This window comes from Aequorivita nionensis (assembly GCF_046352995.1).
Taxonomy (GTDB): domain Bacteria; phylum Bacteroidota; class Bacteroidia; order Flavobacteriales; family Flavobacteriaceae; genus Aequorivita; species Aequorivita nionensis.
Map to the genome: position 1 here is coordinate 460,736 of NZ_CP130281.1, position 17,584 is coordinate 478,319.

General features: G+C 38.9%; 15 protein-coding genes, 1 pseudogene and 1 riboswitch. Of the genes and pseudogenes, 1 reads left to right on the plus strand and 15 read right to left on the minus strand.

Going from position 1 to position 17,584, the window contains the following annotated elements; all coding sequences use genetic code 11:
• Positions 1–52 precede the first annotated feature (52 nt).
• From dtd to Q2U82_RS02115, 4 genes are all read right to left on the minus strand, one after another.
• Positions 53–505, minus strand: a complete 453-nt coding sequence (gene dtd, locus Q2U82_RS02100; protein ID WP_410006088.1) for a D-aminoacyl-tRNA deacylase — start codon at positions 503–505, stop codon at positions 53–55.
• 79 nt (positions 506–584) lie between these two features.
• Positions 585–1,532, minus strand: coding sequence for a ribosome small subunit-dependent GTPase A (gene rsgA, locus Q2U82_RS02105; RefSeq protein ID WP_410006089.1), 948 nt, complete (start codon positions 1,530–1,532; stop codon positions 585–587).
• 77 nt (positions 1,533–1,609) lie between these two features.
• Entirely contained in the window at positions 1,610–2,692 is a 1,083-nt protein-coding gene (locus Q2U82_RS02110; RefSeq protein ID WP_068763038.1) for a bifunctional 3-deoxy-7-phosphoheptulonate synthase/chorismate mutase type II, read from the minus strand.
• A complete protein-coding gene (locus Q2U82_RS02115) occupies positions 2,679–3,554 on the minus strand; it encodes a prephenate dehydratase (protein WP_410006090.1) in 876 nt (291 codons plus the stop codon). The genes Q2U82_RS02110 and Q2U82_RS02115 overlap by 14 nt, the downstream gene beginning before the upstream one ends.
• Before the next feature lie 242 nt (positions 3,555–3,796).
• Here Q2U82_RS02115 and gldA point away from each other — a divergent pair, with 242 nt between their 5' ends.
• A complete protein-coding gene (gene gldA, locus Q2U82_RS02120) occupies positions 3,797–4,696 on the plus strand; it encodes a gliding motility-associated ABC transporter ATP-binding subunit GldA (RefSeq protein WP_410006091.1) in 900 nt (299 codons plus the stop codon).
• Here the strand turns inward: gldA and Q2U82_RS02125 are convergent.
• The 11 genes and pseudogenes from Q2U82_RS02125 to Q2U82_RS02175 all read right to left on the minus strand — a co-directional run bounded on the left by Q2U82_RS02125 (position 4,683) and on the right by Q2U82_RS02175 (position 17,489).
• Positions 4,683–5,495: a head GIN domain-containing protein gene (locus tag Q2U82_RS02125; protein ID WP_410006092.1), complete on the minus strand. Its 813-nt coding sequence runs from the start codon at positions 5,493–5,495 to the stop codon at positions 4,683–4,685. The genes gldA and Q2U82_RS02125 overlap by 14 nt on opposite strands.
• Before the next feature lie 18 nt (positions 5,496–5,513).
• Positions 5,514–6,626: an acyloxyacyl hydrolase gene (locus Q2U82_RS02130; protein WP_410006093.1), complete on the minus strand. Its 1,113-nt coding sequence runs from the start codon at positions 6,624–6,626 to the stop codon at positions 5,514–5,516.
• 27 nt (positions 6,627–6,653) lie between these two features.
• A complete protein-coding gene (locus Q2U82_RS02135) occupies positions 6,654–7,406 on the minus strand; it encodes a head GIN domain-containing protein (RefSeq protein ID WP_410006094.1) in 753 nt (250 codons plus the stop codon).
• A gap of 3 nt (positions 7,407–7,409) precedes the next feature.
• Positions 7,410–8,501, minus strand: coding sequence for an acyloxyacyl hydrolase (locus tag Q2U82_RS02140; RefSeq protein ID WP_410007113.1), 1,092 nt, complete (start codon positions 8,499–8,501; stop codon positions 7,410–7,412).
• A 20-nt stretch (positions 8,502–8,521) separates the two neighbouring features.
• Positions 8,522–9,478, minus strand: a complete 957-nt coding sequence (gene metF / locus Q2U82_RS02145; RefSeq protein WP_410006095.1) for a methylenetetrahydrofolate reductase [NAD(P)H] — start codon at positions 9,476–9,478, stop codon at positions 8,522–8,524.
• Positions 9,479–12,175, minus strand: coding sequence for a methionine synthase (gene metH, locus Q2U82_RS02150; RefSeq protein WP_410006096.1), 2,697 nt, complete (start codon positions 12,173–12,175; stop codon positions 9,479–9,481). It abuts the gene before it with no gap.
• 79 nt (positions 12,176–12,254) lie between these two features.
• Complete coding sequence (locus tag Q2U82_RS02155) at positions 12,255–13,196, minus strand: pyridoxal-phosphate dependent enzyme (RefSeq protein WP_410006097.1); 942 nt, start codon at positions 13,194–13,196, stop codon at positions 12,255–12,257.
• A complete protein-coding gene (locus Q2U82_RS02160) occupies positions 13,193–14,206 on the minus strand; it encodes a homocysteine S-methyltransferase family protein (RefSeq protein ID WP_410006098.1) in 1,014 nt (337 codons plus the stop codon). The genes Q2U82_RS02155 and Q2U82_RS02160 overlap by 4 nt, the downstream gene beginning before the upstream one ends.
• A gap of 157 nt (positions 14,207–14,363) precedes the next feature.
• A riboswitch (SAM riboswitch) is annotated at positions 14,364–14,479 on the minus strand.
• 177 nt (positions 14,480–14,656) lie between these two features.
• Positions 14,657–15,079, minus strand: coding sequence for an OsmC family protein (locus Q2U82_RS02165; protein ID WP_410006099.1), 423 nt, complete (start codon positions 15,077–15,079; stop codon positions 14,657–14,659).
• Between the two features lie 80 nt (positions 15,080–15,159).
• Positions 15,160–16,338, minus strand: a pseudogene (locus Q2U82_RS02170) (bifunctional aspartate kinase/homoserine dehydrogenase I); the annotation flags it as partial.
• Positions 16,320–17,489, minus strand: a complete 1,170-nt coding sequence (locus Q2U82_RS02175) for a trans-sulfuration enzyme family protein (RefSeq protein ID WP_410006100.1) — start codon at positions 17,487–17,489, stop codon at positions 16,320–16,322. The gene Q2U82_RS02175 and the pseudogene Q2U82_RS02170, both read right to left, overlap by 19 nt.
• Positions 17,490–17,584: the final 95 nt, after the last annotated feature.

Here is a 17,584-nt window from a genome sequence, read left to right on the forward strand (position 1 = left end):
ATAGCTCGGCAATATATAAAATTCCTTAAAGGTTAAGAAAAAGTTAAAGAAATTATTCTCTTCTTTTTGAATCAATCCAAATAGTAACTGGCCCATCATTAATCAAAGCCACATCCATCATTGCTCCGAAGCTACCGGTCTGAATTTTTTTATTGGTTTCCCTTTCAAGTTGTAACACAAAATTTTCGTAAAGTGGGATAGCAATTTCTGGCTTTGCGGCGTTTATAAAAGAAGGACGATTTCCCTTTTTTGTGTTTGCGTGAAGTGTAAATTGACTAACCACCAAACATTCTCCGTTTATGTCCTGCACCGAAAGATTCATCGCATCCTTTTCATCAGAAAAAATCCGCAAACGGGCAATTTTTCCTGCTAACCAGTTGATGTCTTCTTGGGTATCTTCCGCTTCAATTCCCAATAAAATCAGCAACCCTTGATTTATCTCGGAAAAAACTTTTTCTTCAATAATTACGGATGCTTTTTTTACTCTTTGGATTAAAACGCGCATTTTTGGATCGTTGGATTTTTAGATTGTTGGATAGTTCGATTAGTGGAATTTTGGTATTTGGTGCTTGAGGTTTGGAATTTTACTTTTCATAAATATCTTTTCTGAAATGATCTTCTTCGCCTTCCAAAATTTGCAAATAACTTTTGTATCGGGACCACGCTATTTCTTCATTTTCCAAAGCTTCTTTCACAGCGCATTGAGGCTCTTCCAAATGGAGGCAGTTGTTGAATTTGCAATTTTCCTTCAGTTCAAAAAACTCGGGAAAATAATCACCCAATTCTTCTTTATCCATTTCAACCACTCCAAAACCTTTAATTCCGGGAGTGTCTATTATTTGTCCGCCAAAGGAAAGATCAAACATTTCGGCAAAAGTAGTTGTGTGTTGCCCCTGCAAATGCTGATCAGAAATTTTTGAGGTTTTTAAACTCAAGCCCGGCTCCAAAGCATTGATTAATGTAGATTTCCCCACGCCGCTATGCCCAGAAAACATAGTTACTTTGTCCTGCATCAAAGCTTTTACTTTGTCAATATTTTTTCCTGTGATTGCTGAAATGCCAATGCACTCATACCCCACTTTTCGATATAGCGCGGCGAGCAATTTAATTTCGAGCAATTCATCATCATTATAAGTGTCAATTTTATTGAAAAGCAAAACCGCCTTTATGTGATAGGCTTCTGCAGTAACTAAAAAACGATCTATAAAAGTGGTGAATGTTGGTGGGTTGTTTAATGTAATCAAAAGAAAAGCAACATCAATATTTGCAGCAATTATATGGGTTTGCTTTGAAAGATTTACAGATTTACGGATGATGTAGTTTTCACGCTCGTCAATATGTTTGATTACCCCAACTGTTTCATCGCCTTTTTTTTCAATATCAAAATCTACGTGATCGCCTACCGCAACAGGATTGGTGCTTTTTATTCCATCCATACGGAACTTGCCTTTTATTCGGCAATCGTAAAAAGTTCCGTTTTCGGCTTTTACGCTGTACCAACTTCCAGTAGATTTATAGACAAGGCCTTTCATTCAGGTTTCAGGTTTCAGGTTTCAGGTTTCAAAAATATTCAATCTATATTACAATATTATTCATTATTCATTATTCATTATTCATTAATAACCTTTTTTTGGTGATTAATGGACTCTTGGTGAATGGCTTTAAAAATTTTCAAAATAAATTCCTCACTCAGTTGGTTTTCTTCGCCTTCCAAAATCATTTTCCCTAAAACCTCATTCCATCTTTTTGTTTGAAGAATAGCCACGTTATTCTTCTTTTTTAAAGCTCCAATACTATCGGCAATTTTCATTCTTTTTCCCAAGGATTCTATAAGCTGATGGTCCAAAACATCAATCTTTGTACGCAATGTGTTCAATTTATTTCTAAATTCAACTGCATCGCCTTCCTGTTTCCGAATTCGCAAATCGATAGTCATTTGTCTTAAAGCGGCTGGTGTAATCTGCTGTGCAGCATCGCTCCAAGCGTTATCTGGGTCAAAATGTGTTTCTACCATCAATCCGTCATAATTTAGATCCAAGGCGGTTTGACATAAATCAAATATAATATCACGACGTCCCGCAATATGCGAAGGATCCAAAATCAAAGGTAAATCTGGAAATTTATTTTGAAGGTCAATCGGTATCTGCCATTCCGGATTATTGCGGTAACGCGTTTTTTCATAAGTAGAAAATCCGCGGTGGATTACGCCCAGGTTTTTCACATCACTTTCATAAAAACGTTCCACGGCGCCCAGCCATAGCGCCAAATCTGGATTGACGGGATTTTTTATCAAAACTATTTTATCGGTTCCCTTTAAAGCATCGGCTATTTCCTGAACAATAAAAGGCGAAACTGTTGTGCGCGCACCAACCCAAAGAATATCAACATCGTGTTTCAACGCCAAATCTACGTGGTTTGCGTTTGCAACTTCGGTCGCGGTCATCAAACCAGTTTCCTGTTTTGCTTTTTGAAGCCATTTCAATCCCAAAGCACCAACGCCTTCAAAATTTCCCGGACGGGTTCTGGGTTTCCAGATTCCTGCGCGCATTACGGTTGTATCGGTTTCCTTTAATTGGTGTGCAATTTTTAGCACTTGTTCTTCCGTTTCGGCACTACACGGACCGGCAATTACAATTGGGTGGGCCAGTTCCATTTTGTTTAGCCAATTGCGAAGGTTTTTATTGTTTTCCATTTAAAATTGCATTTGAAAATTGAGCTTGGCAATGTGTTTCGTCTTGTTTGTAAACACCCAATATTTTTGATTCTTTTACTGTTTTTTTAAGCATTTCCATCACTTCAAAAAAGAAATTTTCATCCTCAAAAACCACATCCACAAAAAAAGCATACTGCCACGGTTTGCCGACAATTGGCAGCGATTGTATCTTGGTTAAATTTATATTGAATGTCGTTAAAAGATTAAGAACATTTCCTAAACTCCCAACATTGTGTTCCAGTACAAATTTAATGGAAGCTTTGTCGGCTTCCTGAATCCTTTTCTTTTCTTTTTTGCCCAAAAGTACGAAGCGTGTATGGTTTTCCTTTATATCTTGAATATTACTATCCAAAATTTTAAGTCCGAATTTTTCAGCGACCTGTTTCCCAGCGATGGCAGCAACGCCCGTTAAATTTTGGTCTTTGATTCTTTTCGCTTCGGAAGCAGTGTCTTTTCCTTCAATAACCTTGAATTGCGGCGGAAATTTCTGCAAATAATCCCGACACTGAAGCAGCGCCACAGGATGTGAATGTATCTCCTTTATATCGTGAATGGATTCACTTTCCAAAGCCATCACGTACATTTGAATATTTAAAACGGTTTCTGCCAAGATTTCAAAATTGCCTGTATCAATCAACCCATAATTCGGTAAAATCGAGCCAACGATTGTATTTTCAATGGCAATCACGCCAAAATCGGCATTGCTATTATTTACTGCGGTCGTTACCTTTTCAAAAGAATCACAGCTTAAAAGTGTAATTTCCTCATTCGGAAAAAGTTTTTGGACGGCTTGGTGGTGAAACGAACTTTCAATTCCCTGAATTGCTACTTTTAGGCTCATAATTTTAAATTTAGGTTAAAAAAAAAGTCCCGGAAAATATTTCCGGGACTTTAAATGTTTTATGGTTCAATTACCTATACAACAATCCCGGTTCTATCGTTAAAATAGAAAAACCAAAAATTGTTGAAAGTAAAAAGTGTGCTCATTGTGTTTTAATAGATTGCTAATGTAGTTAATTCTTAAAAACGAAAAAGCCTTTTTTCATTTTTTTATTTGCTTAACTTTGTTCAACTTCTGAAAATATGTCTATACAAGTAGAAAATATTACCAAAACCTATGGCGAACAAAAAGCGCTAAACAAGGTTTCATTCACTATAGAAAAAGGCGAAATCGTTGGTTTTCTTGGGCCAAACGGCGCGGGAAAATCTACGATGATGAAGATTTTGACCACTTTCCTTCCAGCTTCGGAAGGCGTGGCAATTGTGAATGGTTTTGAAGTAAACAAGGATGATATTTCCGTGAAAAAAAGCGTGGGCTATCTGCCGGAACACAACCCGCTTTATTTGGATATGTACGTTCGCGAATATCTTCTTTTCAATGCTGGGATTTATAATATTTCAAAAACAGAAGTTGAAAATGTTATTGAAAAGACTGGCTTAACTTCCGAAGCGAACAAGAAAATTGGGCAGCTTTCAAAAGGATATCGCCAGCGCGTTGGGCTTGCAAATGCGCTTTTGCACAATCCGGAAGTATTAATTTTAGATGAACCAACTACAGGTTTGGATCCAAACCAATTGATTGAAATTCGTCAACTTATAAAAAACGTTGGGAAGGAAAAAACGGTTTTGCTTTCCACACACATTATGCAGGAAGTGGAAGCCATTTGCGACCGTGTAATAATTATCAATAAAGGCGAAATAGTACTCGACAAAAAGCTTTCAGATTTAAAAAATAACAAACAGCAAATTATTGAAGTGGAGTTTGATTATCGCGTGGAAGAAATTGCGTTGCAAAAGCTTCCGAAGATTGAAAAGGTTGAAAATTCAATCGGTTTTGTCTATCAATTATATTTTGAAACCGAACAGGATATGCGCGGAAAGGTTTTCGATTTTGCGCACGACAATGGTTTGAAAATACTTCAGCTGCACCAAAAAAATACTACGTTAGAAAAATTGTTTTCTGAATTAACTATTCAAAAATAAGTTTCCCGCGATACAACTCCTCAACCTCAACTATTGGCGGTCGGTTTTTGGAAATTACATCCCCCAGACTTACTATTTTTCCTCGGATAGATTGCTGTGGATTCACAATCATTTCGGCAGTGCTTCTGTGGAAAACAATCAGATTTTGTACGATAAGATTTTCAGAAAAAATTCTGCAATCGCTTGCATAAAGACCGAAATTTGCGCTATTTGCACTTCCGCTTAAATAAAATTTGGACAAACCATTAGCTACGATTGTCAAATTTCCCACTTCCAAATTCATCGTAAAATCTCCATCGGTATGATATTGATCTTCGTTTTGTTGATCTTCAGACAAAAGTGTTAATGAAGGATATTGAAGCACGCCAATACTTTCAATTGGCAAACCTGTGCTACTGCGGATTTCAGTTATGTTTGGTGAAGTGATATATACTTTAGTCAAACCATAATCACGAACCAAATTACAGGAATTGTTGTTGTGTATTTCAAGTTTTCCATCTGTAACGGAAACTTCTATATCTGTCATTAAATTTTCACCAGTTTCAACAACTACTTTTTGTTCTGCGCCTTGTTTTACAAAAAGTTTAATGCGTTCCCAAACAAGAATTTTTGTAAACGGTTGTACTGTAAATTCCGTTTGTACAATAGTGCCGGCTTTCTGTGTGCAGTCCCAACCATTTTCTGAATCACATCCAGAAAAAAGAACCAAGAACGCTGCGCTGAAAGAAACAAGAAACAAGACTTTTCGGAAAAGCTTTGATGTTCTATTGCAAAATTCGATACTTTTATTGTTGCTCATTTTTTCCATCATTTTGCATCACAATCTATAACCCACTCCAAATTCCACAGCTTCCGCCTTTGCCCAATGCGCATGCACTGTTACCGAGGCGAATATATTATCATCAAAGAAATATCTTTTCAATCCTAACCGATTGTAAACCCGATTTTCAAAAGCATACGGCCAATACACATAATAACCCAACTGCGAAACAAAAGCTACACGATTAAAACGCCATTCGTGCCCCACAAAAATACCGACACGTTTGTAATCTTCATCGCCCGAAAGTCCGTCTTCAGGGTAAGCAATGGAACGATAGGTAATCAATTCCTTTAAAAAAGCGGAAAAGAAAACATCTACTCCCCCAGTAAGTGTGCTTTTGTAATTTAAGCGTTTATCAACGAAAAAAGACAATTCATAAAAAGGTTCCTGCCCAAGACCCACTACATCACTTTCATTCAAACCTGTTCTGAAAGCAAGATTGTACTTAAACCTTTCGGCGTGCGTTTTACTGAGGGAATCCTCTTTATGTATATATTCTGGAAATTCCTTGTAATCCAATTGATAGCTTACTCCAGCATTTAGCAAAAATGAATTTGTACTATTGTTAGGCGCTTTAAAATTGGCATTGCTATAATGAATTACAGTAAAGCCAGCGTGAAAACCGAGCCCCTTCCAAATATTTTCACGCACATAATTTCCCTTTAAAAAAGTGGTGCTTAAAAGGTTTGTGCCGTATGCATTGTTATTGTAGTTGTTTTCTGGATCATAATTAAGATCGGAATAGGCAATTCCCTGCCCAACACGCACCATCAGATTTCGGTTTAAAAAATACCAGTTTATGTGTCCGTAAGCACCCAGAACATTTCCCAAATACTCATTGTGCAAATTTTGAAAAGCGACAGTAACACCCCAATCAGGATAATTATAGCGGCGTTCCCACTCATTGAAACCGTATGTTTTTCTGTTGAAGGAAAAAATAAATCCGGTAGGATGCCCCGATATTAAATGTTCAATATCCGGATTGTGCTCCAAAACACTTCCGTAGAAAAAATCTGCTTCCAGTGAAACGGGTTTCAATTCTTTTTCTTCCTGCGCAAAAAGGGGAAAGCTTAAAAGCAATATTGTAAATAAGGAAAGAAGGTGCTTCATATTTTTTTCAACGCCGGTAAAGATAAACTAATCTTCAAATAATAGCCTGCCAGTAAATAATTCTTTTACATCCACTAATTGCGGACGGTTATAACTAATAATATCGCCCGTTGCCACGATTTCTCCGACGATACTTTGCTGCGGATTTACAATCATTTTGTTCGCACTTCTTTGAAAAACAGTGAGTTCATTAATTGTAAAATTTTCTCCTTCAAACCGCGGCATTTCATCAGCGAAGCTTAGATTGGCTTTTTCAGCAGTGCCAGTTATATAAAAAGCACTTTGGCCGTTTGCATTTACACGGAATTCTTCGCAAATAATGTTCAAATAAAAATCGCCACTCTTCCTAATTGTTTCTGGACCAGCTGAACTATTGCTCACCAAAGTGAGTCTTGGAAATTGCAAAACTCCTTCGCCAATAACGTCGTAAGCCGAGCTGTTTCTGATTTCAGTAATGTTTGGAACGGTTACATATATTTTTGTAATTCCGTAATCGCGCACCAAATTGCAATTGTTATGATCCTTCACAACTAATGTTTCGCCTTCAACATTTACGGAAATATCGCTTAAAAGGTTTTCGCCCGTTTCAAGAATTATTTGTGTTGAATCGCCCTGTTTCAAATATAAAGTCACATCGTCCTCAATCCTGATTTTTGAAAAATCTGAAACAGAATATTCTTTGGAAACCGTACTTCCAGCAGCTTGCACACAGTCCCAACCGTTTTCGGAATCGCACGAAAACAGCAAAAAAACCAAGCTGACAAAAAATAACTTCTTCATAATCTATATTCTAATTCCCACGCCAAATTCCACGCCTTCCACTTTCGCACCGTGCGATTTTAAAGTGATTGCGCTGAAAAGTTTTTCGGTTAAATAATATTTCAAACCTACACGAAAATACGTTCTTCCCTCAAAATCGTAGGGATAATACACATAATAACCAACCTGTGAAACGACAGCCAATTTATTAATATGAAGTTCGTGGCCCGCAAAAATGCCGACGCGTTTAAAATCTTCATCGCCTTTAACTCCAGCACTTGGAAAAGCAATGGAGAGATATTCAATTTCCTTTTTCAGAAAGGGCAAATAGAAAAAATCCGCACCCAACTGAAGCGTACTTTTATAACTCAACCGCTTATCTGCAAAGGCTGAAATCACAAAAAACGGATGCTGGCCAAGATTTAAATAATCGCTTTCGTTCAACCCGCCGCGAATCACGAAATTGTATTTTATGGGCTCTGAAATTTTCTTGGGAAGCGAATCAGAGATATATTCTTGAGTCTCGTCAGCCACCGAATATTGCACGCCTAAATTTAAAGTGAAGGCATTCGTACTGGAATTTGGAGCCTTAAAATTTCCGTTGGAATAATGCACCAAAGCAATTCCAGCCTGCACTCCGAAGTTTTTAAAAATATTTTGCTTATTGTAATTCAGCATTAAATAGGTAGAACTCAAAAAATGGCTGCCGTATGCGTTGTTTTTGAAATTAGTTTCGAAATCAAAAGGGTTAGTATTATAGGCAATACCCTGCCCTATTCGGAAGAAAAGATTTTGTTTTAAAAAGTAAAAATTGAAATGCCCGTACAGCCCATAATTTTCACCCAAAACATCATAATTTGCATTTTGATGTACAAATGAAAAACCCCAATCGGGGTAATTGTATTCCTGTTGCCATCGCTCGGCTCCGTAAGTTTTTCGGTTAAAGCCAACGATAAAACCATCGGGATGGGCTTTCACCAAATGTGAAATATCTTTATTGTGCCGAAGAATCGTTCCATAGAAATAATTGGCATCAACAAAAAAATCCTTATTTTTTTCTTGGGAAAAAACAAAAGAGGTTGTGAAAAAAATTAATAAAAGCGTGATTCGGGACATCACCGCAAAATAAAGCAATCTTAAAATACCTGCGAAGCGATTTCCTTAATATTGCTGCTTTTTCCCATTGAGTAATAATGTAGAAACGGAACTCCAGCTTTTACAAGTTCTTGACTTTGCTTTACGCACCAATCAATCCCAATCTGCCGAACTGCTTTGTTATCCTTTGCTTTCACCACTTCCATCACCAACGAATCTGGTAAATCAACTTTAAATCTATGCGGAATTAAATTGAGATGTGATTTTACCGCAATGGGTTTCAAACCCGGAATAATGGGCACTGTAATCCCTTCTGCCCTACATTTCTCTACAAATTTGAAGTATTTTTCATTGTCGAAAAACATTTGGGTAACGATGTACTCCGCGCCGTTTTTTATTTTCTTTTTTAGGAAATGGATATCGCTCTCGCTGCTCGGGGCTTCCATATGTTTTTCGGGATATCCGGCCACGCCCACACAAAAATCCGTCGGGAATGTATGTTGCAGCTCGTCATCCAAATAAGTGCCCTTGTTCAACGCATTTATTTGCGAAACGAGATCGCAGGCATATTTATGTCCGTTTTTTTCGGGCGTAAAATAGGTTTCACTTTTAACCGCATCGCCGCGCAGAGCCATCACATTATCAATCCCCAAAAACTGAAGGTCGATCAAAAAATTCTCGGTTTCTTCCTTAGTAAATCCACCGCAGAGAATGTGCGGCACGGCATCAACTTCGTATTTGTTTTGGATTGCCGCGCAAATCCCCACCGTTCCCGGACGTTTACGAACGATTTTCTTTTCAATCAACCCGTTCTTCAATTCCTTAAAAACATATTCTTCCCGGTGATATGTAACATTTATATAAGGCGGCTGAAACTCCATCAACGGATCAATATTCTCAAAAATGGAATGAATATTTTCACCCTTTAATGGCGGTAAAATCTCAAACGAAAATTGTGTTTTCCCGTTGCCGTTTTTTATGTGTTCGGTTACTTTCATCTAATCTGCAAGATTTGTTTTCAGCCAATTCGTGGCTTCTTCTATATTCATATTTTTTCGCTTTGCGAAATCTTCAATTTGATCTTCTTTAATTTTTCCGAGACCGAAATAACGTGCTTCAGGGTTTGCAAAATAATAGCCCGAAACCGAAGCTGCTGGCCACATTGCCAAACTGTCGGTAAGTTCAACCCCAATGTTTTCTTTCACTTTTAAAACTTCCCAAATGGTTCTTTTCTCTAAATGATCGGGACAGGCGGGATAACCGGGCGCTGGGCGAATTCCTTTATATTTTTCTGAAATGAGGTCTTCGTTTGAAAGATTTTCTTCGGAAGCGTAGCCCCAATAGTTGGTTCGCACTTCTTTGTGAAGATATTCCGCAAAAGCCTCTGCCAAGCGGTCTGCCAAAGCTTTTACCATAATCGCATTGTAATCATCGTGCTCAGCAACATATTTTGCGGCCAATTCCGCAGTTCCAAAACCTGTACTTACACAGAAACAGCCGATGTAATCTTGAATTCCAGTTTCTTTCGGAGCGATAAAATCTGCCAAGGCGAGATTTGGTTTTCCTTTAGCTTTTTGTGATTGTTGGCGAAGGGTTCGGAATACGGGATTTGGGATTTGGGATTTGAGATTTGGGATTTCCAAAGAAATATCATCGTCATTAATAGTATTTGCTCCAAAAATTCCAAAGACAGCCCTCGCTTCCAACAATTTTTCTGAAATTATTTTATGAAACATTTTTTTCGCATCCTTAAATAATTCCGAAGCTTGTTCGCCCACAATTTCATCCGTCAAAATGTTTGGATACTTTCCGTGCAATTCCCAACTTCTGAAAAACGGCGTCCAATCTAAAAATTCAAGCAATAGATTTAAATCGAAATCCTTTAAAACTTGGACTCCCAGTTTGTTGGGTTTCACTATTTCAGAAGTTTTCCAATCAATTTGAAACTTGTTTTTTCGAGCTTCGGAAATGGGCAAATAGGTTTTTACTTTTTGGCGTTTCAGAAAATCCTTTCGAAAAGTGTAATATTCTTTTTTCAGATTTTCTTTATAGGAAGCCGAAGTTTCCTTTTTCAGTAAATCGCCAACCACTGTAACTGCTCGTGAAGCATCATTTATGTGAACCACGGTACATTCGTATTCGGGATCAATTTTTACCGCCGTATGCGCTCTACTTGTCGTTGCACCGCCAATTAATAGAGGAACTTTAAAATTTTGACGTTGCATTTCTTTTGCCAAAAAAACCATTTCATCCAACGATGGCGTTATCAATCCGCTCAAACCAATGGCATCCACGTTTTCTTCTTTTGCGGTTGCAATAATTTTTTCTGGTGGAACCATTACACCCAAATCGATTATTTCATAATTATTGCACGCTAAAACAACGCCGACGATATTTTTTCCGATATCGTGTACATCGCCTTTTACCGTGGCCATAAGTATTTTTCCAGCGTTTTTTGAATCGCCGATTTGTGGATTTTTCAGTTTTTCTTCTTCAATATATGGAAGCAAATAAGCAACCGCTTTTTTCATCACCCGAGCCGACTTTACCACTTGTGGCAAAAACATTTTCCCGCTTCCGAAAAGGTCACCAACCACATTCATTCCGGTCATTAAATTCCCTTCAATCACTTCAATGGGCTTAGGTGCATTTTGTCGCGCTTCCTCAATATCTTCCAAAATAAATTCATCAATTCCTTTAACCAATGCTCTGGTAATACGGTTTTGCAAAGGTTCTTCCCGCCACGAAAGATCAATTTTACTTTCTTTTGTAGTTCCCTTTACGGTTTCTGCGAAATCGAGCAAACGTTCCGTGGCATCTTCGCGACGGTCGAGCATTACGTCTTCAACGCGTTCCAATAAATCCTTTGGAATATCGTCGTAAACCTCCAGCATTGCCGGATTTACGATACCCATATTCATTCCAGCTTGGATGGCGTGATACAAAAACACGGAGTGCATCGCCTCACGAACGGGATCATTTCCGCGGAAACTGAAAGAAACATTGCTTAAGCCACCGCTTACGCTAACGTGTGGCAAATTCTCACGAACCCAACGCGTAGCTTCAATAAAATCAATAGCATTTTTTCGATGCTCGTCCATTCCCGTTGCTACGGGGAAAATGTTTAAATCGAAAATAATATCCTCAGGGGCGAATTTTACTTGATTTACCAAAATATCATACGAACGGCTGGCAATTTCTATTCTTCGGTCGTAATTATCGGCTTGGCCCGTTTCGTCAAAAGCCATTACGATTACCGCGGCGCCGTAGCGTTTTATGCGTTTTGCATGGTGGACGAATTCTGCCTCGCCTTCTTTTAAACTAATGGAATTTACCACACATTTTCCCTGAACCACTTGCAATCCGGCCTCAATGATTTCCCACTTGCTGCTGTCTATCATTATCGGCACTCGCGAAATATCCGGTTCGGCAATAATGAGATTTAGGAATTTCACCATCGCCTCTTTGCCATCAATCAAACCATCGTCCATATTTACATCGATGATTTGCGCGCCGTTTTCCACCTGTTCGCGGGCAACGGAAAGGGCTTCCTCAAAATTCCGACTTTTTATAAGTCGAAGAAATTTCTTTGAACCTGCCACATTGGTGCGTTCTCCCACATTTATGAAATTGCTTTCGGGGGTTATAATCAATGGTTCAAGACCGCTTAATTTTAGATATTTTTTAGCTTTCATTATTCATTTTTCTCTCTGCGTTCTTCGCGCCTCCGCGGTGAAAAAATATACCGCAAAGGCGCAGAGGACGCAAAGTTTTTCAGAATGGCAAATTCTTTAAATCCACATTTCCGCCAGAAATTATAATTCCAACTTTTTTATTTTTAAATCGTTCTCTTTCGCGAAGCAAAGCCGCAAAAGCAACTGTGCTGCTAGGCTCCACAACAATTTTCATTCGTTCCCAAATCAGTTTCATTGCTGCAATTATTTCAGTTTCTTCAACCCTAATTATTTCAGAAACCAATTCCTTTATTATTGGGAAATTGATATCGCCGAGAAAGGTTTTGAGTCCGTCGGCGATTGTATTTGTGGTTTCGTTAAATTCTATTTTTCCACTTTTTAGACTTCGAAAAGCATCATCAACCTCGAAAGGTTCGCCGCCGATTGTTTTGCAATCAGTCCCAAAATATTTTACGGAAAGCAAAGTTCCCGCAATCAATCCACCACCGCCAACGGGTGTGAAAACATAATCCAAATCGGGGTGCGATTGCAACAATTCCGCTGCGGAGGTTGCATTGCCGAGAATAACATTTCTGTCGTTTGAAGGATGGATAAATGTTGCTCCGGTTCTTTTTTGGATTAAGCCTGCTTCGGATTCCCTCGCAGTGGGCGTTGATTCGGATTCTGTGATAATTCCACCGTAACCTTTTACAGCTTCCTTTTTCACTTGTGGCGCATTTTCGGGCATCACGATGTATGCTTTTACGCCAAGATTTTTCGCAGCCAACGAAAGTGCCTGCGCAAAATTTCCCGAGGAATGTGTTACCACGCCAGCCTTCTTTTGTTTATCAGAAAGTTGAAGAATTGCATTGGTCGCCCCTCTCATTTTGAATGCGCCCATCTTTTGAAAATTTTCGCATTTGAAGAAAATTTCAGCTCCGGAAAGTTCATTTAAATAGGAAGATTTCAGCACAGGCGTGTTGTGAACGTACGGTTTTACCCGCGTACACGCTTCTTCAACTTCTTGTTTTGTGGGAATCATACCGCAATGTTTTCAGAATTAAAAACTGGTCTCGGTTTGTATTGCGAAGCGATTTCCGCAATTGCTTGAATATGTTCCGGCGTGGTGCCACAACAACCGCCGATGATGTTTACCAATTGTTTGTCGAGATATTCCTTAATCTGCGAAGCCATTTGCTGCGGACTTTCATCATATTCTCCAAACGCGTTTGGCAATCCTGCATTTGGATAAGCACTCACAGCAAGATTGGTGCGGTTTGCAATCACTTCCAAATGGGGCGTGAGTTGTTTGGCGCCCAAAGCACAATTGAAACCTACGCTCAAAAGTGGAATGTGCGTAATTGAAATCAGAAATGCTTCCGCCGTCTGCCCGGAAAGTGTTCTTCCCGAAGCATCGGTTATGGTTCCACTTATCATAATTGGAATGTCTAAATTTCGCTCTTCCTTTATTTCATCAATTGCGAAAAGGGCTGCTTTTGCGTTCAAAGTGTCGAAAATTGTTTCAACCAAAAGTAAATCTACACCGCCATCAATCAAGGCTTCGGCTTGTTGCTTGTAGGCAACGCGGAGTTCTTCAAATGAAATAGCACGAAAACCTGGATCATTTACATCGGGACTCATGCTGGCAGTTTTGTTTGTCGGGCCTATTGCTCCAGCTACAAAACGCGGTTTGTTGGGTTCTTTTGCAGTGAATTCATCTGCCACTTTTTTTGCGATTTTGGCAGATTCAAAATTCAGTTCATAAACCAAATCCTGCATATCGTAATCGGCCATTGCGATGGTAGTGCTGGAAAAGGTGTTGGTTTCAACAATATCTGCTCCCGCGGCGAAATATTTTGAATGGATTTCAGCAATGGCTTGTGGCTGGGTTATAGAAAGTAAATCGTTATTCCCTTGAACCGATTTATGAAAATCCTTAAACCGTTCGCCACGAAAATCCTCTTCAGAAAACTTGTAGCGCTGCAGCATCGTGCCCATAGCGCCGTCGAGGATTAGGATTCGGTTTTGAAGTGCTTGTTTTATTTTATTCATTTCTTGATTTTTTTGATTAAAGTTCAAATTTGCGTGAGGGATTGCAGCGGAAATCCTTTTTTGAGGCACGAAAAAAAGATTGCAGCGGAAAGCCCGACCCGAAGGGGCACGCCATAAAAAAATTATATCAAGAAAAGGTGAAGGAAAAACCTAATTGTTGTTATCTATTCCGCTCCCGAAGTCTCGGGACGGATAGAATGTAGCACCTTCATTCTGGCGAAAGGGTTGCTAAGGCGTCAAAGGGTCTATTCCCTCGGCCTTTCTTGATAACTTTTAACTATGAATATGAACTGATGCAAAGTAACATTATAAAGTTGGGAATACAAAATTTCTTTTGGCTATACTGAAGGACAAAAGACCGCTTCGCTAAATGACGAAAGAACAAAAAGGAATTGATTCTTTTGTCCTTTCATCTTTTGTCTTTTCTTCCTTTTGTCTTTCGTACGTGATTCATTTTATCTCTTTTTCATTAAGTACAATGCGGTAAGTGATTTTCACCGAAGCTTCCAGCGTAATGGAAACCGAACAGTATTTTTCAAAACTAAGTTGTGCCGCGCGGACTGCTTTTGCCTCGTCAATTTTGCCCTCCAAATACAGCGTTACGTGAATTGCCTCAAACGGTTTTGCGTCGCGCACTTCCTTTCGCTGGCCTTCCACCTCCATTTTATAGGAAGTGATTTCCTGTCGTTGTTTTTTCAAAATTGAAACAACATCTATCGCGCTGCAACCGCCAACGCCCATCAACAAAAGTTCCATCGGACTTGCGCCTTTTGAAGGTTCGTCGGTTTTATTGTCGATGAAAACGGGAACGCCGGAAGCTCCTTTTGCTTCAAAAAGATAGTTGTCGTTTATTCTGTTCAGTTGTACTTTCATAAAATTAATTTTTGGGGAGATTTTACCCCTCCGCCTTCGGCACCTCCCCTTGAAAAAAGGGGAGGAAGCTTTGGAGTTTTTTAATTATGTTCTTTATCGCTAATCCTCAAAATATCGCCAAAAACGCCTCGTGCCGTAACTGCTGCTCCGGCTCCTGCGCCTTGGATTACAATTGGATTATCGCCATAACTTTCGGTATAAATTTCAAAAATTGAATCGCTGCCTTTAAGAGCGCCCAACATACTATTTTTGGGAACCGAAGTTAAATTTACGGTTAAAATTGCACCCGTTTCTTTTGACAAATCGCCGTGCAAATCTGCTACGTAACGAAAAACACAATCTTTTGGTTGGTTTTTCTTTTTGATTTGAAACGGTACGTCCAATTCCTGCAATCGATTCAAAAATTCTTCTTTTGAAACGTTCCGCAAATCTTTTGGAATTAAATTTTGAATTGAAATATCATCAAACTCATTGTGCAAATCCAATTCACGTGCTAAGATAAGTAATTTCCGTCCAACGTCATTGCCGCAAAGGTCTTCCCGCGGATCCGGTTCTGTAAATCCTTTATCGATTGCCGATTTTAAAACCGAACTAAACGACCTATCTTCCTCAGAAAAAGTATTGAAAATATAACTCAACGAACCTGAAAAAACGCCGCGGATCCGCGTAATATTCTCACCCGAAAGATGCAAAAGTTTAATGGTATCTATCAACGGAAGTCCAGCGCCTACGTTGGTTTCATATAAATACTGCCGTTTTTTTGAAGTCAACTTTTCACGAAGTTCTTTGTAAAAATTCAAATCCAACGTATTGGCGATTTTGTTCGAGGAAACCAAATGGAATCCGTTTTCCACAAAGGATGAATAATTCTGTACAAAGCTAGAATCTGCTGTATTATCTACCAAAATAAGGTTTTGAAGATTATTATTCTTTGCGAAAGAAATCACTTCTTCCGGAATGTATTTTTTTCCTGATTCGGTTTTTTCCTCCAACCAATTTTTGCTCAATCCATTTTGCTGAAGCAAAACGGTTTTTGAATTTGCGATTGCGAAAATATTCAGGTCTAAATCGCGTCTTCGTGAAATCTCTTCTTTCGAGGAAATTATTTGATTCACCAAATGGCTTCCCACATTTCCGTGTCCGAAAATGGCGATGTTTATCTTTTTCTTTTTAATCTTTTCCAGATTTATCAATTGTTCCAAAGGAATTTCTACTGTTGCTGTACTCATCTTTTTTCGGTTTAATAGGTTAAAATTTCTTTGGATTTTTCAATGGTTTTAAAGGCTTTGGAAAGATCGTTTATCAAATCTTCAGCATCCTCAATTCCGCAGGAAAGACGGATTAGCGAATCATTTATTCCAGCATTCAAGCGAATTTCGCGCGGAATGGAAGCGTGTGTCATTTGTGCGGGATGGCAAAGCAAACTTTTAACGCCACCAAGACTTTCCGCCAATTTGAAATATTCGGTACTGGTTACAAATTTTACGGCAGCTTCTTGTGTGTCATTTTTTAACGTGAAGGAAACAATTCCGCCAAACAAACCATTTTGCTGCTTTTTGGCGATTTCGTGGTTTTTATGGGTTTTTAAACCTGGGTAATGTACTTTTTCAACCGCATCTTGGCTTTCCAAAAACAAAGCTACTTTCAGTGCATTTTCGCATTGCTTTTTATAGCGAATGTCTAAAGTTTCTATACCTCGAATAGTCAAAAAACAATCCCACGGACCTAAAATTCCGCCTGAAGCATTTTGGATGAATTTTATTTTTTCTGAAAGCTCCTGCGTTTTCGTAACAACCAAACCAGCCACCAAATCGGAATGACCGCCGATGTATTTTGTTCCACTGTGGATTACGATGTCCGCGCCCAAGTCAATTGGTTTTTGGGCTATTGGCGAAGCAAAGGTGTTGTCAACAACCAAAAGTGCGTTTACACTTTTCGCCACTTTTGAAATGGCTTCGATATCTGAAATTTTCAAAGTTGGGTTGGTTGGCGATTCAATCCAAACCAGTTTTGTTTTTTTGGAAACGGCATTTGCAACGTTTTCAACTTCAGTAGCATCAACATAGTTTACTTTTATTCCCAGTTTTTCGTAAACGTGGGTAAAAAGCCTATACGCACCGCCATAAATATCGTCAACCGCGACGATTTCATCTCCTACAGAAAGCAATTTTAAAACTGAATCAATTGCCGCCAAACCTGTTGCAAAAGCAAAACCGGAATGGCCGTTTTCAAGTTGGGCGACAACATCTTCGAGCACTTTTCGGGTTGGATTGTTGCTTCGGGCGTAATCAAAACCTTTGTTAACGCCCGGCGCTTCTTGGATAAAGGTTGATGTTTGATAAACCGGAACGGAAATAGCTCCCGTTAACGGATCACTTGGAATGGAATGGATAATTTTTGTTGCACTCATTTTTCTAATTTTTTTGAGTTAATAAATAGATTAAACCAAAAGTCAAAATGCGCCTTGCGACGTACTTCAATAGAAAAATGTTAAAAAGAATGAAA